At 67.9% G+C, this 20,783-nt stretch carries 15 protein-coding genes and 1 pseudogene; 5 read left to right on the plus strand and 11 right to left on the minus strand.

The window, feature by feature from the left end:
* Positions 1-161 precede the first annotated feature (161 nt).
* The gene (locus P0Y60_12225; protein ID WEK60099.1) at positions 162-779 is read left to right on the plus strand and encodes a vitamin K epoxide reductase family protein; all 618 of its coding nucleotides are present in this window, start codon (positions 162-164) and stop codon (positions 777-779) included.
* Between the two features lie 67 nt (positions 780-846).
* On the opposite strand, the gene ndk is transcribed toward P0Y60_12225, so the two are convergent.
* From ndk to P0Y60_12250, 5 genes are all read right to left on the minus strand, one after another.
* Positions 847-1,263 (minus strand): nucleoside-diphosphate kinase, encoded by a 417-nt coding sequence (gene ndk, locus P0Y60_12230; GenBank protein ID WEK60100.1) that lies wholly within the window; start codon positions 1,261-1,263, stop codon positions 847-849.
* 1 nt (position 1,264) lies between these two features.
* On the minus strand, positions 1,265-1,678 hold the full coding sequence (locus P0Y60_12235; protein ID WEK60101.1) for a DUF4233 domain-containing protein: 414 nt from the start codon (positions 1,676-1,678) through the stop codon (positions 1,265-1,267).
* A complete protein-coding gene (locus P0Y60_12240; GenBank protein ID WEK60102.1) occupies positions 1,675-3,027 on the minus strand; it encodes a bifunctional folylpolyglutamate synthase/dihydrofolate synthase in 1,353 nt (450 codons plus the stop codon). The genes P0Y60_12235 and P0Y60_12240 overlap by 4 nt, the downstream gene beginning before the upstream one ends.
* A complete protein-coding gene (gene ileS, locus P0Y60_12245) occupies positions 3,024-6,374 on the minus strand; it encodes an isoleucine--tRNA ligase (GenBank protein ID WEK60103.1) in 3,351 nt (1,116 codons plus the stop codon). Before ileS ends, P0Y60_12240 begins: the two co-directional genes overlap by 4 nt.
* Positions 6,375-6,695: 321 nt before the next feature.
* On the minus strand, positions 6,696-7,493 hold the full coding sequence (locus tag P0Y60_12250) for a DUF559 domain-containing protein (protein ID WEK60104.1): 798 nt from the start codon (positions 7,491-7,493) through the stop codon (positions 6,696-6,698).
* Between the two features lie 244 nt (positions 7,494-7,737).
* On the opposite strand from P0Y60_12250, the gene P0Y60_12255 reads away from it, so the two are divergent.
* Positions 7,738-8,388: a pentapeptide repeat-containing protein gene (locus tag P0Y60_12255; GenBank protein ID WEK60105.1), complete on the plus strand. Its 651-nt coding sequence runs from the start codon at positions 7,738-7,740 to the stop codon at positions 8,386-8,388.
* An 18-nt stretch (positions 8,389-8,406) separates the two neighbouring features.
* Here the strand turns inward: P0Y60_12255 and P0Y60_12260 are convergent, their stop codons facing one another.
* The 4 genes from P0Y60_12260 to P0Y60_12275 are packed head-to-tail and all read right to left on the minus strand — an operon-like array spanning position 8,407 to position 13,344.
* Positions 8,407-9,927 carry an ABC transporter ATP-binding protein gene (locus tag P0Y60_12260; GenBank protein WEK60106.1) on the minus strand — a complete coding sequence of 507 codons (1,521 nt, stop codon included), beginning with the start codon at positions 9,925-9,927 and terminating at the stop codon, positions 8,407-8,409.
* Positions 9,924-10,736 (minus strand): ABC transporter permease, encoded by an 813-nt coding sequence (locus P0Y60_12265; GenBank protein WEK60107.1) that lies wholly within the window; start codon positions 10,734-10,736, stop codon positions 9,924-9,926. The genes P0Y60_12260 and P0Y60_12265 overlap by 4 nt, the downstream gene beginning before the upstream one ends.
* A complete protein-coding gene (locus tag P0Y60_12270) occupies positions 10,733-11,683 on the minus strand; it encodes an ABC transporter permease (GenBank protein ID WEK60108.1) in 951 nt (316 codons plus the stop codon). The genes P0Y60_12265 and P0Y60_12270 overlap by 4 nt, the downstream gene beginning before the upstream one ends.
* Positions 11,684-11,730: 47 nt before the next feature.
* Complete coding sequence (locus P0Y60_12275) at positions 11,731-13,344, minus strand: ABC transporter substrate-binding protein (GenBank protein ID WEK60109.1); 1,614 nt, start codon at positions 13,342-13,344, stop codon at positions 11,731-11,733.
* A 170-nt stretch (positions 13,345-13,514) separates the two neighbouring features.
* Here P0Y60_12275 and valS point away from each other — a divergent pair.
* The 3 genes and pseudogenes from valS (at position 13,515) to P0Y60_12290 (ending at position 18,545) form a co-directional block, all read left to right on the plus strand.
* Positions 13,515-16,138: pseudogene (gene valS, locus P0Y60_12280) on the plus strand (valine--tRNA ligase).
* On the plus strand, positions 16,138-16,353 hold the full coding sequence (locus P0Y60_12285) for a hypothetical protein (protein ID WEK60110.1): 216 nt from the start codon (positions 16,138-16,140) through the stop codon (positions 16,351-16,353). Before valS ends, P0Y60_12285 begins: the two are co-directional and overlap by 1 nt.
* 140 nt (positions 16,354-16,493) lie before the next feature.
* Positions 16,494-18,545, plus strand: a complete 2,052-nt coding sequence (locus P0Y60_12290) for a M3 family metallopeptidase (protein WEK60111.1) — start codon at positions 16,494-16,496, stop codon at positions 18,543-18,545.
* A gap of 40 nt (positions 18,546-18,585) precedes the next feature.
* Here P0Y60_12290 and P0Y60_12295 read toward each other — a convergent pair whose 3' ends face one another.
* Both P0Y60_12295 and clpX read right to left on the minus strand, forming a co-directional pair.
* Positions 18,586-19,356: a hypothetical protein gene (locus P0Y60_12295; protein WEK60112.1), complete on the minus strand. Its 771-nt coding sequence runs from the start codon at positions 19,354-19,356 to the stop codon at positions 18,586-18,588.
* A 16-nt stretch (positions 19,357-19,372) separates the two neighbouring features.
* On the minus strand, positions 19,373-20,641 hold the full coding sequence (gene clpX / locus P0Y60_12300; GenBank protein WEK60113.1) for an ATP-dependent Clp protease ATP-binding subunit ClpX: 1,269 nt from the start codon (positions 20,639-20,641) through the stop codon (positions 19,373-19,375).
* Positions 20,642-20,783: the final 142 nt, after the last annotated feature.

Below are 20,783 nucleotides of genomic sequence, written 5' to 3' on the forward strand. Positions count from 1 at the left end.
CCCCGAAGTCTGCGTCACATGCGTGTCGCGGCCAGGCCGTTCATCGCATCACAGGCCATTATCGCACCTCGAACGCCGGATCACGGCATCTGGCGTCGATCGCGTCGTTTTCCCCGGTGCGTTCTCGCCGCATCCATAGCACTCGCTGGGATACTTCACATATGAGCGAGCAGCGCACCCGCCCCGTCATCTTTGCCGTCTGGCTGATCATCGCGAGCGTCGTCGGCTGGTTCGCCGCCTTCCAGCTGACGGTCGAGAAGTTCTTCCTGTTGGAGAACCCGACAGACCCGCTCGCCTGCGACATCAGCCCCTTCATCCAGTGCAGTAAGAACCTCGACTCCTGGCAGGGCTCACTCTTCGGCTTCCCCAATCCGATCCTCGGACTGACCGGATGGATGGCCCCACTCGTGCTGGGTGTCGCGATCCTCGCCGGCGCACGCTTCCCGCGGTGGTTCTGGGCCGCATTCGGCGCGGGCATCACGTTCGCCTTCGGACTCGTGTGCTGGCTGATCTGGCAGAGCCTCTACGCGCCGAACCTCGGTGTCCTGTGCCCCTGGTGCATGGTGACGTGGTCGGTGACGATCCCGACGTTCTTCGCGACGATGCTCCATCTCACGCGCAACGGCACATTCGGGGGGTCCGAGAAGACCCGGGCACGTGCGAACGCGCTCATGGCGTGGGTGCCCCTCGCGACGATCGTCGCCTACGCGATCGTCATCCTCATGGCCCAGCTCCGCGGCCTCGACTTCCTCGGCGAGATGGCGAAGATCCTCTTCTGAGCCGGAGCGCCAACGACGACAGGGCCCGTCCACCGATCGGTGGACGGGCCCTGTCGTCTGTTCGAGGTCAGTCGAACCAGATGCCGAGCTCGCGGGCTGCGGACTCGGGGCTGTCCGAGCCGTGCACGAGGTTCTGCTGCACCTTGAGGCCCCAGTCACGACCGAAGTCGCCGCGGATCGTGCCGGGTGCGGCGGTCGTCGGGTCGGTCGTGCCGGCCAGTGAGCGGAAGCCCTCGATCACGCGGTTGCCCGCGAGACGGATGGCGACCGACGGGCCCGAGAGCATGAACTCGAGCAGCGGCTCGTAGAACGGCTTGCCCTCGTGCTCCGCATAGTGCTCCGCGAGCACGTCGCGGTCGGGCTCCACGAGGCGGATGTCGACGAGGGCGTAGCCCTTCGCTTCGATGCGGGCGAGGATCGCGCCGGTGAGGCCGCGCGCGACGCCGTCGGGCTTGACGAGGACGAGGGTTTCTTCGGTGGCCATGTCATTCACTCTCTGTCTGAGTCTCGGTCGAGGGGTCGGCGGGACGTCGTGCGTCCAATCGAGCCCCTCCGATGGTCGCATACGCCCACATGCCGCCGAAAATCAGCACGACCAGCAGGATGGCGGGAACGAGGAACGCCGACAGGGCGAGGATCACCTGGATCACCCAGCCTGCGGTGATGGCCCAGGGCTTCGCCGCCATGCCCGCGATGACGATGCAGGCGAGCGCCAGGACGCCGCCACCGACGATGCCCCACCACTGCTCGATCCCGAACGGGAGCGCTTTCAGCCCGAAGATCGTGAGCCCGGCGAGGAAAACCACGATCGCCTCGAACCCGAGAACGATCGGAGCCAGCTTCTGCACGAGCGTGCGCGGCGGCCGGGGCGGGCGAGCCCGCGCGGCATCCGCACTCATGCGCGCCACCCGGACTTCCAGTCCTCTTCCTCCGAGAGGGCGATCGCCTCGCCGGCGAGCACCACGGAGCCGGCGATCACGACGGCGCGACGGTCAGAGGAGGCCGCCCACTCGCGTGCGGCATCCGCTGCCTCGGCCAGCGAGGAGTGCACCGTGGCGCGCTGACCGGTCTGCTCCACCAGATCGGCGATCGCATCGGCATCGTTCGCGCGGTCCGAGTCCGGAGCGGTCACGAACACGTGCGCGGCCGCGGGAGCGAGCTGTGCCACGATGCCCGCGGCATCCTTGTCGGCCAGGACGCCCAGCACCAGGCCCCACTCATCGAAATCGAAGCTGTCGTCAAGTGCCTGCGCGAGCGCGATCGCGCCGTGCGGGTTGTGTGCCGCGTCCACCACGACCGTCGGAGCGATGCCCAGCAACTGCAGACGCCCCGGCGACGTGGCGCCCTGAAGACCGTCGGTGACGATGTCACCCGCGATCGGCCGCGTGGCGCCGCCGATCAGCGATTCGACGGCAGCGACGGCGAGGGCCGCATTGTGGCCCTGATGCGCACCGTACAGCGGCAGGTATTCCTCGACGTACTGCCCGGCGAGTCCGCGGATCGAGATCAGCTGTCCACCGACGGCGAGCTTCTGCTCGGTGAGTCCGAACTCGTCACCCTCGAACGCGATCGTGGCGTTGCGCTCGGCGGCGACACGACGCAGCACCTCGGCGGCCTCCGGCGGCTGCTGCGCGGAGACGACGGCCGCGCCCTCCTTGATGATGCCGGCTTTGACCTGCGCGATCTCGGCGATCGTGCCGCCGAGCCGATCCGCGTGATCGATGTCGATCGGCGCGAACACGGCCACGTCACCGTCGGCCGTGTTCGTGGAATCCCACTCGCCGCCCATGCCGACCTCGAGCACGAGCACATCGACGGGTGCATCCGCGACGGCCACGAACGCCAGCACCGTGAGCAGCTCGAAGAACGTCAACGGCTCCTCACCGGCAGCCTCGAGCTCGGCGTCGACGATCTCGACGAACGGCTCGATCTCGTCCCACGCATCCGCGAAGGCCGCATCGGCGATCGGCTCGCCGTCGATCATGATGCGCTCCGTGAAGCGCTCCAGATGCGGGCTCGTGAACAGACCGGTGCGCAGGTCGTGCGCCCGCAGCAGGCTCTCGATCATCCGAGCCGTCGAGGTCTTACCGTTCGTTCCGGTGATGTGCACGACGCGGTACGTGCGCTGAGGGTCGTCGAGGAAGGCCAGGATGCGCGCGGTGCGCTCCTTGCGCGGCTGTACCCAGCGCTCCCCCGCTCGGTTCAGCAGGGTCTCGTAGACGGCATCCGCCCGATCCCTGGCACTCATGCTCCTGCTCCCATCCGGGTGACGGCGATGGTGAAGTCATCGCGGTTGGCGTACGTGCCCTTCGAGATCACCGCGGTGAACTCGGCGTCGGGCACCTGCGCGTCGCCACGGAGCAGCGAGTGCTCGAGAGCGAGCGTCTCCCCCGCGACCTCGGCGACCTCGAACGCCGCCGAGACGGCATCCGCATCCTCGTCGCTGGCGAAACGCAGCACCAGGCGGATGCGGTCGCTCACGTCGAAGTCGGCGTTCTTGCGCGTCTCCTGCACCGCACGGATCACATCGCGTGCGAGGCCCTCCGCTTCCAGCTCCGGGGTGGTCTGGGTGTCGAGCAGCACGAAGCCGCCGGTCGGAACGATCGCGAGCGCCTCGCCCTCGGGCCGTCCGGTCGTCTCGAGCACGAGCTCGTACTCCGAGGGCTCCAGCGCGATACCTCCCGCGGTGACGACGCCGGCGGTCTCCGACCAGTCGCCCGCCTTGGCCGCCTTGATCACGGTCTGCACGTTCTTGCCCAGACGCGGGCCCGCCGCGCGGGCGTTGACGCTCAGTCGGTGGTCGATGCCGTACGACACCGCGGTGTCATCGGCGAGTGGCACGAGTTCGACCGACTTCACGTTGAGTTCCTCGCGGAGGATGTCCTCGAACTGGCCGAGTGTCGCGGCGAGGGGCGAGACCACCGTGAGGCGTGCGAGCGGCAACCGTACGCGCAGCTTCTGCTTCTTGCGCAAGGCGTTGCCGACGCTGGAGAGCTCGCGCACGGCATCCATCGCGTCGCGGATCTCGTCCGCGGCGGGGAACTGCGTGTCGTCTGGCCAGTCCGTCAGATGAACGCTGCGACCGCCCGTGAGCCCCTGCCAGATGCGCTCGCTGACCAGCGGCACGAGTGGTGCCGCCACCCGGGTCAGCGTCTCGAGCACCGTGTACAGCGTGTCGAACGCCTCGCTGCTCTTAGGATCGTCGGTCACTCCGACCCAGAACCGATCGCGCGAACGACGGATGTACCAGTTCGTCAGCGTCTCGGCGAAGTCGCGCAGACGTCCGGAGGCCGTCGTGGAGTCGAGCCCTTCCAGATCGACGCGCACCTCGCGCACGAGGTCTCCCAACCGGGCCAGGATGTAGCGGTCGAGCACATCAGTGGAGTCGGTCCGCCAGCGGGCCTCGTACCCCTGGTCACCGGACGCGTTCGCGTAGGTCGAGAAGAAGTACCACGAGTTCCACAGCGGCAGCAGGAACTCCCGCACACCCGAGCGGATGCCCTCCTCCGTCACCGCGAGGTTGCCACCTCGCAGCACCGAGCTCGACATCAGGAACCAGCGCATCGCGTCGGAGCCGTCGCGATCGAGCACCTCGGAGACATCCGGGTAATTGCGCAGCGACTTCGACATCTTGTAGCCGTCGCTGCCCAGCACGATGCCGTGGCAGCTCACACCCGTGAAGGCGGGACGATCGAACAGCGCGGTCGACAGCACGTGCATCACGTAGAACCAGCCACGCGTCTGCCCGATGTACTCGACGATGAAGTCGGCCGGGGCGTGCGAGTCGAACCACTCCTGGTTCTCGAACGGGTAGTGCACCTGGGCGTAGGGCATCGACCCGGAGTCGAACCACACGTCGAAGACGTCTTCGATGCGGCGCATCGTGCTCTTGCCGGTCGGGTCGTCTGGGTTCGGACGGGTGAGGTCGTCGATGTACGGCCGATGCAGGTCGATCTCACCCTCGGGATTGCGCGGCAGCGTGCCGAAATCGCGCTCCATGTCCTCCAGCGAGCCGTAGGCGTCGACGCGCGGGTACTCCGGGTCGTCGCTCTTCCAGATCGGGATCGGCGAGCCCCAGTAGCGGTTGCGGCTGATCGACCAGTCTCGCGCGCCCTCGAGCCACTTGCCGAACTGTCCGTGCTTCACGTTCTCCGGCACCCAGGTGATCTGCTCGTTGTTCGCGAGCAGATCGTCCTTGATGTCGGTGACGCGGATGAACCAGCTCGACACGGCCTTGTAGATCAGGGGATTCCGGCAGCGCCAGCAGTGCGGGTACGAGTGCTCGTAGCTCTGCAGACGGATGAGGCGACCGTCCTCGCGGATCAGGCGCACGAGCGGGGTGTTCGCATCCATCCACAGTTCGCCGGCGACATCGGTGACGTTCGGGAGGAATCGTCCGCCGTCGTCGAGCGAAAGGATGGTGGGGATGCCGGCGGCACCGGCGACACGCTGGTCGTCCTCACCGTAGGCCGGCGCCTGGTGCACGATGCCCGTGCCGTCGCTGACCGTGACGTAGTCGTCGACCAGGATGCGCCAGGCGTTCTCGGTGCCGTAGGTCTCTTCGTCGGCGTAGTAGTCGAACATGCGGTCGTAGGTCACGTCCTGCAGCTCGGAGCCGCGGACCGTGGCATCCGCTGCGGCGAGCGCGTCATCGACGCTCTCGTAGCCGAGGTCCTTGGCGTACCCGCCGAGGAGTTCACGGGCGAGGAGGTAGCGATGCGCGGAGGCTTCGACCGCGGCGTCCGTGGTTCCTGCCGCCTGGTGCACATCTGCCGCGCCGTTCGGACCAGCAGGGAGCACGACGTACTCGATCGCCGGGCCCACGGCGAGCGCGAGGTTGGTGGGAAGGGTCCAGGGCGTGGTCGTCCAGGCGAGGGCCCGCACACCGGTGAGACCGAGCGCCTCGGCCTTCGCGCCGGTGAGCGGGAAGGTGACGGTGACCGAGGGGTCCTGACGCATCTGGTACACGTCGTCGTCCATGCGCAGCTCGTGTGCGGACAGCGGTGTCTCGTCGCGCCAGCAATACGGCAGTACGCGGTAGCCCTCGTAGGCGAGGCCCTTGTCGTAGAGGGTCTTGAACGCCCAGAGCACACTCTCCATGTACCCCAGGTCGAGCGTCTTGTATCCACGGTCGAAGTCGACCCACCGGGCCTGACGGGTGACGTAGTCCTGCCACTCGTGCGTGTAGGCCAGCACCGAGCTCTTCGCCTTGTCGTTGAAGACGTCGATCCCCATGTCTTCGATCTGGGCCTTCTCGGTGATGCCGAGCTGCTTCATGGCCTCGAGTTCAGCGGGGAGTCCGTGCGTGTCCCATCCGAAGACGCGGTCCACCTTGTGGCCGGTCATCGTCTGGAAGCGCGGGAACACGTCCTTCGCGTAGCCCGTGAGCAGGTGGCCGTAGTGCGGAAGTCCGTTGGCGAACGGCGGGCCGTCGTAGAACACCCACTCGGGTGAGCCCTCGCGCTGGGCGATCGAGGCACGGAAGGTGTCGTCCTTCTCCCAGAAGGCGAGCACCTCCTCCTCGATCTGCGGGAAGCGAGGGCTGGGCGCGACGGAGTCGGCGGCGGGGCCGAAGGAGGAACGGGGGTATGTCATCGTGTCTCGCAGTGATCGTCGTGGCGGATGCTCCTGCGAGGACGATCCTCACGGACCGCGGTACCACCTCGCGTGCTGCGTCTCGCGACGGAGCCACTCTCACTGCGGCTGTGACGGGCCTGCCCCGCTCGGTTCTAGTGGGTCCGTCGCTCTGTCGAACGGCGGACTGTTCTTCCGAGAGCTCCCCGCTGATGACGGATCGATGCTCGTCCTCCCAGTGTACGCGTGTGCCGGCGCCCCGCGGACTGCCGCGATTCGGAGTTCTGCGGTGCGACGGAGCACGCAGTCCATTTCGCTCCGAGGCAGCGCAGAACTCCGAGGTTACGCAGGCCCCGTGAGGTGGAGTCCCTGAGCCACGGCCCGCATGATCCGGTCCTGCACGGCATTCCACTGGTCGATGATCTGTCGATACCCCACGCGGATCACGTGGTAGCCGAGGAGCGTGAGTTCCGCATCGTGGCGGATGTCCTCCGCTCGCTGCGGCCCGACGTGCGTGGAGCCGTCGATCTGCACCACGAGTCGGTCTCCGATCAGTGCATCCACGCGATGACCTGCGATCCAGATCTGGAAGTACAGCGGAATCCGCATCCATCGCAACCGTGGGCGCAGATAGGTCTCGAGCCCCGCATCAGCGAACGGCCACGCCTCCGCCAGAACGCGACGCGCGGCGGTCTTCCACGGAAACCGCTCGAGCGCCGCGCGGTGGACCAGGCCCTTGTTGAGCGCAGAGTCCCAGGTGGCGAGAGCACGCTCATGCGGCTCGCAGTCCGCCACGAGGGCGAGCACGTTCTCGATCGGGTCGACGAGTGAGTCCGGATGCCGCGCGATCAACGGCATCGCCCAGTGGATGAGGACACCTGCTTCTGCGCGGGCAGGGCCGCGTGGTGCCGAACCCACGTGATGGTGCCCGTCGTCCGCATGCACCCAGAGGCCGAGTCGACGCGCCTGCGTCACGCACGTGAGAACGACGCCGCGCCGGGCGGCATCCACCAGCATCGGATCCGCCTGCGGCAGCGCGATCCATCCTCGGCGAATGGGCAGCACCGCCTTCTCTGTCACACCCTGCGCGATGTCGTACCTGCTGATCCCCCGTTCGCGGAGCCCGGCAGTCCGTGCCACACCGTCAACCTTCATCACTTCCTGAACCAGTCGTCTCGTTCGCGTCCGCATTCTCCGAGGATGCCCGTGGACGACGATCGCACGCGGCGATTGGGGATGACAGACTCTCGCCAAGCGCTGTGCAGGAGAAGCGCTGCCGCGGAAATCTGCCTTCGATCGGATCGCGCTGCACCATCGGGGCCGAAGTGGTGCAGAACCCCGCCGCACCGCGTCGAGTGTCGGCCCCACCCCCTACCCTCGAGACATGGCCCGCTCCACCGATTCCCCGGCTGCCCCGCGCGTATCACCTCCAGATCTCCCCGACGAGTTCACCCCGGCCGCGCCGGCGCGCAACGTCGATCTGATCGCGGCCAGCCTCGCGCTCAGCGGCACCGTCGACCTCGCCTACGGTTCGCTCGAACAGTGCCGGGTGACGGCGGATGCCGATGCCGTCGACCTGACCGGCGGCACACTCCTCGATGTCGACCTCGCCGATGCACGTATCGCCTCGCTCCGCCTGCGCGGCGCCAGTACGCGTCGACTCCGCATCCTCGGCGGACGCATCGGAACCCTCGACCTCAGCACGGCGCGCATCGCCGAGCTCGAATTGACCGGTGTCCGCATCGACTACCTCAACCTCGGAGCCGCTCGCGCGACCGACGTCGAGATCTCGGACTGTCACCTCCGCACGCTCGACATGCCGCAGGCTGAGCTCACCCGCGTGCGCTTCACCCGCACGACCGTCGACGAGGTCGATCCGCGCGGCATGAGTGCCACCGATGTCGACCTTCGCGGGCTCGACGCCCTCGCATTCCTCGACGCCAACAGCCTGCGCGGCACCACTCTCACCGAATTCCAGGTGCAGCAGTTGGCGCCGGTGATCGCCGCCGGAATCGGCATCCAGATCAAGGGGTGATCGAGATCGCTGGCGGCTCTATCCGCCGAAGCCGCTCGCCGCGAGGAGTTCCCGCGTGAACGGATGCTGTGGATCGTCGAACACCGCGCCCATGAGCCCCTGCTCCACGATTCGCCCGTCCTGCATCACCAGAACGGTGTGGGCCATCGCCCGCACCACGTCGAGGTCGTGCGAGACGAAGATCATGGTCAACCGGCGTTCGCGCTGCAGGCGGAGCAGCAGCTGCAGCACCCGCTCGCGCACCGAGGGGTCGAGGGCGGACACGGGCTCGTCGAGCACCAGCACATCCGGGTCTGCGGCGAGCGCTCTGGCTGTGGCCGCGCGTTGTCGCTGGCCACCGGAGAGCTCCGCCGGGCGGCGAGCGGCGAGCCCTGGATCGAGATCGACCTCGACGAGCAGTTCGTCGACGCGGCGACGCCGTTCGGCGCGCGGCACTCCCCCGGCGGCGAGCGCCTCGCGCAGCGACCTCCCGATCGTCCACCGCGGATCGAAGGCTCCCAACGGGTTCTGATGCACGAACTGCACGCGATGCCCGGGCTCCCATCGCACGACCCCGGCGTCCGGGCGCTCGATGCCCAGGAGGATCCGCGCGAGCGTGGTCTTCCCCGAACCCGACTCGCCCACGATGCCGAGCGTGCGTCCGCGCGGCACGGAGAATGACGCATCGACCACCGCGGGCACTCCGGAGAACGACCGCGACGCCGACTCGACGGTGACGATCGGGTCGAATTCCTCGTCCTCCACGACCCGCGGCGCATGGACCGTGGCTGCGATCAGCTGCCGCGTGTACGGATGCTGAGGCGTCTGCAGAACCTGTTCGACCGTTCCCTCTTCGACCACTTCCCCTCCGCGCATCACGAGCACGCGATCAGCGAGCCGTCGGACGGCGGCGAAGTCATGACTGACGAACACCACAGCGGTTCCGGCGTCAGCGATCTCGCGCAGCAGATCGAGGATGCGGGCCTGCACGGTCGCGTCGAGTGCCGTCGTCGGCTCGTCGGCGATGAGCGCCGCGGGACCTGCGGCGAGCGCCGAGGCGATGAGCGCGCGCTGGCGCAGGCCACCCGACAACTCGTGAGGATACTGGCGCGCTCTGCGTTCGGGATCCGGCATCCATACGCGACGGAGCAGCCCTTGTACGCGGTCGCCGATCGATTCGGGTCCGCGGTGAGACGCCGGGTGCAGTCGGAGTGGTTCGGCGACCTCGGATTCGACGCGCTGCAACGGATCGAGCGCCACGAGTGCGTCCTGCGAGACCAGGGCGATGTGTGCCCCTCGGAGGTGGCGCCACTCGGATTCGCTCGCCGTGCGCACATCGACGCCGGCCACCAGGAGTCGTTCCGCCCGCACCGTGGCGGCCGTCGGTGTGAGTCCGAGCAGAGCGCGCGCCGTCAGCGACTTGCCCGCCCCCGATTCGCCGACGATCGCGACGCATTCCCCCGGCGACACGGTGAACGACAGCCCCGCAACGACCGCCCGGTCGTCGAAGCTCACCCGCAGGCCGCGGACGTCGATGACGGGGGTGTCGCCAGCGCTCATCGTGTCCGGCCTTCCGCACGCGCGCGCAGCATCCGCCCGACGACGGTCGCCGCGACGACGGTCAGGGTGATCGCGATCCCGGGGAAGACCGAGATCCACCAGGCCTGGCCGAGCACGTTCCGTCCGCCCGCGAGCATCAGACCCCACTCCGGGGTCGGCTCTGCGGGCCCGAGGCCCAGGAAGCTGAGACCGGACGCCGCGAGTATCGCGGACCCGATGCCGATCGTGGCCAGCACGCTGAGCGAGCCGAGCACCCCGGGGAGCACATGCCGCAGAAACGCCGGCACCGCCGGAACTCCGAGGATGCGCGCGGCTTCGACGTGCTCTGCCACACCGAGCGTGCGCGTCTGCACGCGCGCGAGCCGGATGTACACCGGAACCGCGGCGAGCGTGACGGCGAGAGCCACGTTCACCGGACCGGGTCCGAGGATCGCGATCACGACCAGCGCCACGAGGAATTCAGGGAACGCCATCAGCACGTCGTTCACCCGCATCAGTGTCGTGTCGACGGGCCGTGGGGCCGTACCCGCGAGCGCGCCCACTGTGAGTCCGACCACTACGGCGATCGCGGTGGCGAGCAGGCCCACGCCGACGGAACGCCCGGCCCCGTAGACGACCCGCGAGTACACGTCACGTCCGCTCTGATCCGTGCCGAAGAGGTGGTCCGCGCCCGGAGGCAGCAGTGCTCCGCGCACATCCGTCTGCACCGGGTCATGCGTCGCGAGCAGCCCTGGGAAGGCCGCGGCGAACGCGATGAGCAGCAACGCCGCCACCGCGCACCAGAGGAGCACCACCTGCGCGCGCCTCACCGTCGCCCTCCCCGCACCGCGTCTGCGCGTCGCAGCCGAGGATCGATGAGCGGATGCACGAGCTCCACGATCGCGTTCACGATGACGAACACGAGCGCGCTGAGCAGGATGATGCCGGAGATCACCGGGAGGTCGCGGTCGCTGATCGCCGCGAGCGTGACGCGGCCGAGACCCGGTCGGGCGAACACGGTCTCGACCAGTACCGCTCCCCCGAGCACGGAACCGGTCAGGTACGCCGTGAGGGTGATCGCACCCGATGCACCGTGCCGGAGCCCGTGCCGCATCGTGAACCATCCACTCCCGGCACCCCGTGCGCGCACCGTCTCGGCGAACGGCATCCGTTCGGCCTGGACGAGCCCGTCGCGGAGCACCTGTCCCAGCAACGCCGCGACGGGGAGCGCCAGGGTCACGGCAGGCAGCACGATGGTCGCAGGATTCCGGGCCCCCGACACCGGGAACCACCCGAGACCGAAGGCGAAGACGCTCAGCAGCACGAGACCGATCCAGAAGACGGGTGAGGACAGCACGACCAATTCCACGCCGGTGACGACCGCTCGCGCGAGCGGACGTCGCGCCAGCAGCGCCACCGCGAGCGCCACGACGACCGCGATGATCAGGGCGAGCGCCGACAGTTGCACGGTGGCGCCGAGCTGCCGACCGATCACCTCCGACACCGGCAGCCGCAACTGGTACGACTCCCCCAGGTCTCCCCGGGCGAGCTGCCCGAGGTACGTCAGATACTGCTCCAGCGGTGGTCGATCAAGACCGAGCTCGGATCGGATGCCGTCTTTCACCGCGTCACTGACCTGCGCCTGAGGTCCGAGCATGACCGACACGGGATCGCCGGGGATCACCCGGAACGCCAGGAACGCGACGGTGGCGGCGCCCCACAGCACGAGCAGGACGGATGCCAGTAGGCCGGCGATCCGAAGGAGCACTGCCCTCACCGCTCCCCCTCCGTGTCGCGACCCCGTGACGCGGGTTCGAGCGGCGTTCAGCCGACCGTCACATCGTAGAACAGCGGTCGACCGTACAGGTCGTACTGGAGGCCGTCGATGCGCTCCCCCACCGCGGTGATCGCAGAGGGGCTGTAGAGCGGGACGATCGCCGTGGACTCGGCGTTCCACTGCTGCAGCTGCGTGTAGAGCGCGTCACGTTCGCTCTGCTCGCGGCTGGCGACGGCGGTGTCGAGGAGCGTGTCGATCTCGGGGTCTGCGACCTGAGAGGCGTTCTGGATCCCACCCGTGTGCAGGTGACTGCGCAGCAGATCGGGGTCGGCGCCCGAGAATCCCCAGTCGGTCAGGTCGAAGGTCTTCGGGCCGTACTGCTCGTTGTAGGCGCCGGGCTCCAGCACCTCGCGTACGACCTCGAATCCGATGTCCTTGAGGTCGGACTGGACCGCGTTGGCGAGCGCCGCACGGTCATCGGGCACAGGGGTCCATGCGATCCAGCGCACCGAGAGACGCTTGCCGTCCTTGGTGCGGTACCCCTCGTCGTCCCGCTCGGTCCATCCGGCGGCGTCGAGCAGGCTGTTGGCCTCGTCAGGGTCGAACGCCCATGTTCCCTCGATCGCGGCGTCGTATCCCGGGGTGGTCGATCCGAGGATGCTCCAGGCGCGAGGGAACTGTCCGAAGAAGATCTCCTCCACCGCGGCGTCGATGTCGATGCCCCGGGCGAACGCCTGACGTACCTTCTCGTCGGCGAACACCCCGTATTTCTCATTCAGGTACAGCGAGTACGGCAGACCGGGATACTCGATCGAGTCCACCGTGACGCCGTCGCCGAGGTCCTTGGCGAGGTTCGGCGGGATGTTGCTGGCGAGATCGGACTCGCCGCTCTCGACCACGCCCGCCCGGACGGATGCCTCGGGCTGGATCTCCACACGGAGAGTCTCGAACGCCGGAGCCTTCTCGCCATGCGGACCCCAGGCGTAGTCGTCGTTGCGCGTGTAGACGATCTCCTGATCGGGCGTGTACTCGGTCAACTCGAACGGGCCGGTCCCGACGGTGATCCCGGGGCCTCCGGCCTTCAGCTGATCGGCCGACTCCGCCAGCACCGCCGGCGAGTAGAAGCCGAGCTGCGGCGTGCTCGCGGCCTGCAGGAACGGCGCGTACGGCTGGGTGAAGCTGACCTTCACCGTGTAGTCGTCGATGACCTCGGTGCCGTCGTAGAAAGCCGCTCCGAGCATGCTGGCCGCCTGGGCGGACACGGTGTCCGGGTCGACGATGCGGTCGAAGTTCGCCTTGACGGCCTCCGCGTTGAACGGCTCTCCGTCGTGGAAGGTCACGTCGTCTCGCAGTGTGAACGTGTACGCCTTGCCGTCGTCCGACAGGTCCCACTTCGTGGCGAGCCACGGTGAGAACGATCCGTCATCCTCCTGGAACACCAGGGAATCGAGCACGGCGCGCTGCACCATGCCCGAGACGTCGAGTTGGCTGACCTGCGGATCCATGTGACCGGCCGACAGGTTGGCCCCCTCGATCGACCAGACGACTTCGCCGTCGCCATCGCTCTGCCCTGCCGGAGTGGCGCAGGCACTGAGCACGAGCGCGGTGGCCGCCGCGATCGCGGCGAAGGGCAGGAGACGACGCACAGGACTTACGGGCATGGCGATTCCTCAGGAAGAACGGTCGGGGTGCTCTCCAGTCTAGGGCTGATTCTTGGACTGGGTCGAAGAGTGACGTCATCCCCGCGCTGCGCCCGCTCGGTAGACTGATCCCACAACCCACACTCAGGCACGCTCACACAGTGCCGCATACATCGTTCGAGGAGACCTTCATGCCTGATTCCGACTCGTCGCAGAACCGGATTCCCGACAAGCCCGCACTCGAAGGCCTCGAAGCGAAGTGGGACAGCACCTGGGCTGAACAGGGCACGTACCTGTTCGACCGCGTGCGCGCAGCGCAGTCCGGTCGTGAGGGTGTGTACTCGATCGACACCCCGCCGCCCACGGCATCCGGCAGTCTGCACATCGGTCACGTGTTCTCCTACACGCACACCGACGTCAAGGCACGCTTCGAGCGCATGCGCGGCAAGACCGTGTTCTACCCCATGGGCTGGGACGACAACGGGCTCCCCACCGAGCGCCGCGTGCAGAACTACTACGGCGTGCGCTGCGACCCGACGCTCCCCTACTACGGAAGGCTTCACTCCCGCCGTTCGAGGGTGGCGACAACAAGTCCAGCCGCGCTGCCGACCAGCTGCCGATCAGCCGTCGCAACTTCATCGAGCTGTGCGAGCGCCTCACGATCGAGGACGAGAAGCAGTTCGAGGCGTCTGTTCCGCCAGCTCGGGCTTGAGCGTCGACTGGACGCCAGACCTACCGCACGATCTCCGACGAGACCATCCGTCAGAGCCAGCTCGCATTCCTGCGCAACATCGAGCGCGGCGAGGCGTACCAGGACCTCGCCCCGACCCTGTGGGACGTCGACTTCCGCTCCGCCATCGCCCAGGCCGAGCTCGAGGACCGCGACCAGCAGGCCGCGTACCACACCATCGAGTTCCCCTTCGCGGACGGATCGGGCTCGATCACGATCGACACGACGCGCCCCGAGCTGCTCCCCGCGTGCATCGCGATCGTGACGCACCCGCGAGGGCCCGCACAAGCACCTGATCGGCACGAAGGTGCGCACGCCCTACTTCGACGCGGAGATCGAGATCCACGGCCACCACCTCGCACAGCCCGACAAGGGCACCGGGCGCGGCGATGGTCTGCACCTTCGGCGATGTGACCGACATCGTCTGGTGGCGCGAGCTGCGAACCGTCGCGGCGACCACCTGCCGAACATGACGACGATCGGTCTCGACGGACGCTTCCTCCCGACGGCCCCGGCGATCCGTGGCGAGTGCCGAGGCCGTCGACTGGTACGCCGAGACTCGCGCGGCAAGACCGTGTTCAGCGCGCGCAAGGCCATCGTCGAGAAGCTGCAGGAGACCGGCGAGATGACCGCCGTGCGGAAAGCAGTTCACCCACGCCGTGAAGTTCTTCGAGAAGGGCGACCGCCCGCTCGAGATCGTCTCGACCCGCCAGTGGTACATCCGCAACGGCGCGCGCGACGCCGAGCTGCGCGAGAGCTCGTCGCACGCGGCACGGAGCTCGCCTGGCACCCCGACTTCATGCGGGTTCGCTACGAGAACTGGGTCGGCGGCCTCACCGGGGACTGGCTCGTGTCGCGCCAGCGCTTCTTCGGCGTGCCGATCCCGCTCTGGTACGGCCTCGACGAGAACGGCGAGCGCGACTATGACCGTGTGCTCACGCCCGATCTCGCCAGCCCTCCCGATCGACCCCACGATCGACGTGCCTGCGGGCTACACGGCCGATCAGCGCGGAGTGGCCGGCGGATTCGACGCCGAGGCCGACATCCTCGACACCTGGGCGACGTCGTCCCTCACGCCCGCAGCTCGCGGGCGGCTGGCAGCGCGACGAGGAGCTGTGGCAGCTCACGGCACCGTTCGACCTGCGTCCGCAGGGACAGGACATCATCCGCACCTGGCTGTTCTCGACCATGCTGCGCTCGACGCTCGAAGACGCCCGTTCGCCCTGGCGCAACGCCGCGATCTCCGGCTTCATCGTCGACCCCGACCGCAAGAAGATGTCGAAGTCGAAGGGCAACGTCGTCACGCCGGCGGACATCCTCGACGCGCACGGGTCGGATGCCGTTCGCTACTGGTCGGCATCCAGCCGCCTCGGCACGGATGCCGCCTTCGATCCGCAGAACCCGACCCAGGTGAAGATCGGCCGCCGTCTGGCGATCAAGGTGCTGAACGCGGCGAAGTTCGTGCTGTCGTTCCCCGTGCCCGAGGGCGCCCAGGTGACGCATGCCCTCGACGCATCGATGCTCGCCGCGCTCGACGCGTGATCGCGGACGCCACGGCCGCCTTCGAGCGTACGACCAGGCGCGCGCGCTGGAGATCACCGAGGCGTTCTTCTGGACGTTCTGCGACGACTACCTCGAGCTCGTGAAGGAGCGCGCCTACAACCAGAACGACGTGGGCCAGGCGTCCGCCGCGCTCGCCCTGCGTCTGGCGCTCTCGTCGCTGCTGCGCCTGCTCGCCCCGGTGCTCTCGTTCGCGACCGAGGAGGCCTGGTCGTGGTTCGAAACGGGTTCGATCCACACCGCCGCGTGGCCGGAGGCGCTGGCGTGCGGACGGCGACCCCGTCCGTGCTCTCCGCCGCGAGCGAGGCGCTGATCGGCATCCGCCGCGCGAAGACCGAGGCGAAGGCATCGCAGAAGACTCCGGTCGCACGCGCCGCCATCGCCGCTCCCGCGACCAAGCTCGACGCGCTGCGCGCCGCAGCCGACGACCTGCGCGCGGTCGGACGCATCGCCGAACTCGAGTTCACCGAGGCGGAGGCATTCGCGGTCACCGCGATCGAGCTCGCTCCGGTCGAGGCATCCTGATGCAGCTCGGCACACGCTGGGCGACGGGATCCGCGGCCCCGGCATCCGTTCCCGCCGCCTTGCGGCCCGCCATCGCCGAGGTCGAGTCGCGCGGACTCACCGGCCACTGGACGCTGACGTGGCTCGAGGGCCGCGCCATCGCCGAGCTCGACGCCGGCTGGGAGGTCGTGCAGTCCGCGTCCGGTGAGGTCATCGCGCGCCCGTTCGAGGACTGAGCCGAGACCCCCTCGCCTCGCCGAGGCCCCCTCCTGCAGACGTCGGCAGGAGGGGGTCTCGACGTGAGACGGGGGTCTCGACGCCGGGGATGCGGGCGAGGCCCCGCGCCTCAGCGCCCGTCGGTGGATAGGCTCGAAGGATGACCGATGCCACGAACCCGCTGCTCCAGCCGTCGACTCTGCCCTACGGCATCCCCGACTATCGTGCGATCCGTCCCGAGCACTACATCCCCGCATTCCGCGCGGCCTTCGACGAGCACCTCCACGAGATCTCGCGAATCACGATGGTGCGCTCGATGCCGACGTTCGAGAACACGATCGAGGCCGTGGAGCGGGCCGGCGCGACTCTCGATCGAGTGGCGCACGCGTTCTACACCGTCAGCTCCGCCGACGCGACTGCCGAGATCCAGGCCGTGGACGAGCAGCTCGCGCCGTTGATGGCTGCGCACCAGGATGCGGTGTCGCTGAACGGTCCGCTCTACTGGCGGGTGCAGCAGGTGTTCGACCAGCTCGATTCCCTCGATCTCGAACCGGAGCAGCGGTACCTGGTCGAACGTCATCATCGAGAGATGACGCACGCCGGCGCCGCACTCGACGACGAGGCGAAGGCACACCTCACACTGCTCAACCAGCAGCTGTCGACCTTGAACAACACGTTCGAACGCAACCTGCTGAATGACACGAACGACCTCGCGGTCGTGTTCGACGCCGCAGAGCAGCTCGATGGGTTGAGCGCCGGCGAGCTGTCCGCCGCAGCGCGGTCCGCCCAAGAGCGCGGGCTCGACGGTCACTACCTCGTCTCTCTCACGCTCTTCACCGGTCACCCGTATCTTGCACAGCTGCGCAATCGCAACTCGCGTCGCGACATCATGGCGGCGTCTCAAGCGCGTGGATCTCGCGATAACGCGAACGACAACCGCCCCGTGCTGCGCGAGATCGCGCGCCTCCGTGCCGAGCGTGCCGCTCTTCTCGGATACGCCTCGCACGCGGCGTACGTCACCGCCGATGAGACCGCCGGAACCCCGCAGGCCGTGGAAGACATGTTGCGCGCGCTCGCTGCTCCCTCCGCGCGGAATGCGCTCGCAGAACGCGAGTCACTGCAGTTGCTCGTCGACCGCACCGAGCCGGAGCCGTTCCCCGTCGAGGCTCACGACTGGGCGTTCTACACCGAGAAGGTCCGCGAGGCGTTGTACGACATCGACACGAGCGCTCTGCGCCCCTGGTTCGAGGCCGAACGCGTGTTGCAGGACGGCGTGTTCTTCGCCGCCACCCGCCTGTACGGCGTGACGTTCGCCGAGCGGCCCGACCTTCCCAGCTACCACCCCGGCGCACGGGTGTTCGAGGTGAGCAACGCCGACGGATCCGCCCTCGGCCTCTACGTGCTCGACCTGTACACCCGCGACTCGAAGCGGGGAGGCGCGTGGATGAACCCGATCGTGAGCCAGTCGCGGCTGCGCGGCACCTCGGCGGTCGTCGTGAACAACCTCAACGTGCCCCTGCCCGGCGATGGCGAACCGACCCTCCTCACCCTCGACGAGGTCACCACGCTCTTCCACGAGTTCGGGCACGCGCTGCATGGGCTGTTCGCCACCGTCACCTACCCGCACTTCTCCGGCACGAACGTCTTCCGCGACTTCGTCGAATTCCCGAGCCAGGTCAACGAGATGTGGATCCTCTGGCCCGAGGTGCTCGACAACTATGCTCGCCACCACGAGACCGGCGAACCGCTCGATCCCGCGATCCTCGATCGGCTCCGGTCGACGGAGACTTTCGATCAGGGGCATGCGACCAGCGAGTATCTGGCCGCGGCGTGGCTCGATCAGGCATGGCACAGGATCGGGACGGATGCCGACATCGATGATGTCGCCGCATTCGAGGCGGCGGCGCTCGCGGACATCGGACTGAACGATCCGGTCGTGCCGACCCGGTATTCATCGACGTACTTCGCCCACGTGTTCTCCGGCGGCTACAGCGCGGGCTACTACTCGTACATCTGGAGCGAGGTGCTCGACGCCGATACGGTCGAGTGGTTCCGGGACAACGGCGGGCTGACCAGGGCGAACGGCGATCGCTTCCGCGATCTCCTGCTCGGCGTCGGCGGCTCGAAGGATCCGCTTCAGGCCTACCACGAGTTCCGCGGCAGGGTCGCCGACATCGGTCCGCTGCTCAAGCGTCGCGGCCTGGAGGCCTGAGAGAGCTCGCCAGGGCGCCGTGCCCTGCGCACCGGCCTCGTCAGAGCGCCGGCGCAGTGTAGAGCGCGACCGTGCATCCGCCCTCGCCGGGCTCGAGGGAGATGCGATCGAACGACTCCCGTCGAACTGAGCCGTCGGGATGACGCACCATCACGATGCAGTCCTTGGAGACCGCTACACCGACGGCGACGACGGTCACTCCCGCAGCGGTGACGGTCGCGTCGATCGAGATCGCGGCATCTGCGAACTCCGTCCGCCCACGTGCGGCGATGTCGTCCGTCGGAGGTTGCTGCATCACACGAGCGAGACGGTCTTCCGCATCGGCCGGCAACTCCGGGAGCGGGGTGGCGCGTGGCGGGGTGACCTCGGTCGGGAGGTCGCGACAGTCGAGGTCCTGACGTTGCGCGTACGTGGCGATCGCCAGGGTGAACCGGTAGCAACGCTCGGCCGATCCCTCGGTGTTGGCCGGCCCGTTTCCGAAGCTGGGTGAGTGCGCCTCGACGTGCGCGCGGATGCGGACATCGATGATGGCCCGGTCGCCGTCGTTCGTCGAGCCCGACCATGCGACCGGGATCACCTCGGTGCTGGTGCTCTCGAAGTGTTGGGCCGCGAGCGTCGGCGCATCGAGCTTGTGCTGTTCGTAGCCCAGATCGTCGCGGAGTGCATCCGCCGTCGCCGCGACCCGATCCTCGGCGATCCGATCGCCGTCCTGAGTCCCGAACAGAGCAAAGAACACGAACGGTGCGGCGATGACGATGAGCACCACAATGCACGCCGCGATGACTCCCGTCACCGAGACCGCGCGCCGCACGATGAGCTACCTGCGCTCAGGCGCTCTTGCGCTTGCGCTCCAGGACGATGGTCGGAGGCGCGCCCTCATCCACGGCGGCGCGGGTGATGATGACCTTGGCCACATCGTCGGCCGAGGGGATCTCGAACATGATCGGGCCGAGCACGTCTTCGAGGATCGCCCGCAGGCCGCGAGCACCCGTCTTGCGCTCGACGGCGAGGTCGGCGATCGATCGCAGGGCGTCATCATCGAACTCGAGCTGCACGCCGTCGATCTCGAACATGCGCTGGTACTGCTTCACCAGTGCGTTGCGCGGACCTGTGAGGATGTCGATGAGAGCTGCCTGGTCGAGCGGCGACACCGAAGTCACGACGGGCAGACGCCCGATGAACTCCGGGATCAGGCCGAACTTGTGCAGATCTTCCGGCAGCACTTCGCCGAACAGGTCGAGGTCCTTGCCCTTGTCGTGCAGTGGAGCACCGAAGCCGATGCCGTGCTTGCCGACACGCGCCGACACGATGTCCTCGAGTCCCGCGAACGCTCCGGCGACGATGAAGAGCACGTTCGACGTGTCGATCTGCAGGAATTCCTGGTGGGGGTGCTTGCGTCCGCCCTGCGGCGGCACGGATGCCACAGTGCCCTCGATGATCTTCAGGAGAGCCTGCTGCACGCCCTCACCCGACACATCGCGGGTGATCGACGGGTTCTCCGCCTTGCGAGCGATCTTGTCGACCTCGTCGATGTAGATGATGCCCTGCTCGGCACGCTTCACGTCATAGTCGGCTGCCTGGATGAGCTTGAGCAGGATGTTCTCGACGTCTTCCCCGACGTAGCCTGCTTCGGTCAGCGCCGTCGCATCCGCCACGGCGAACGGCACGTTGAGCTGCTTCGCGAGAGTCTGTGCCAGGTAGGTCTTGCCGCAACCGGTCGGACCGATGAGCAGGATGTTGCTCTTCGCGATCTCGATCTCGTCGGCCTTCTGCTCGGCCGTCTTGAGGGTGCCACGCGCACGGATGCGCTTGTAGTGGTTGTAGACGGCGACGGCGAGGGCCTTCTTCGCCGGCTCCTGCCCGACCACGTACTCCTCGAGGAACGAGAAGATCTCGCGCGGCTTCGGAAGCTCGAAGTCGGCGACACCCTCGGCCGAGGATTCCGCCATGCGCTCCTCGATGATCTCGTTGCACAGCTCGACGCATTCGTCACAGATGTACACACCGGGGCCAGCGATCAGCTGCTGCACCTGCTTCTGGCTCTTTCCGCAGAACGAGCACTTGAACAGGTCAGCGCTTTCACCGATACGGGCCATGCGCGTCCTCCTAGGGGGATCCTGAGATCGTCCTCCGAGCCTAACCTCTGCATACGACACCGGGACGCATTGGCGCGGACTACGCGCAACCGAGTCCGAGACGATACAGAAGAGGCCCGGATCACGCCGTGCGCGATCCGGG

Origin of the sequence: Candidatus Microbacterium colombiense (assembly GCA_029203165.1) — a bacterium.
Lineage (GTDB): Bacteria > Actinomycetota > Actinomycetes > Actinomycetales > Microbacteriaceae > Microbacterium > Microbacterium colombiense.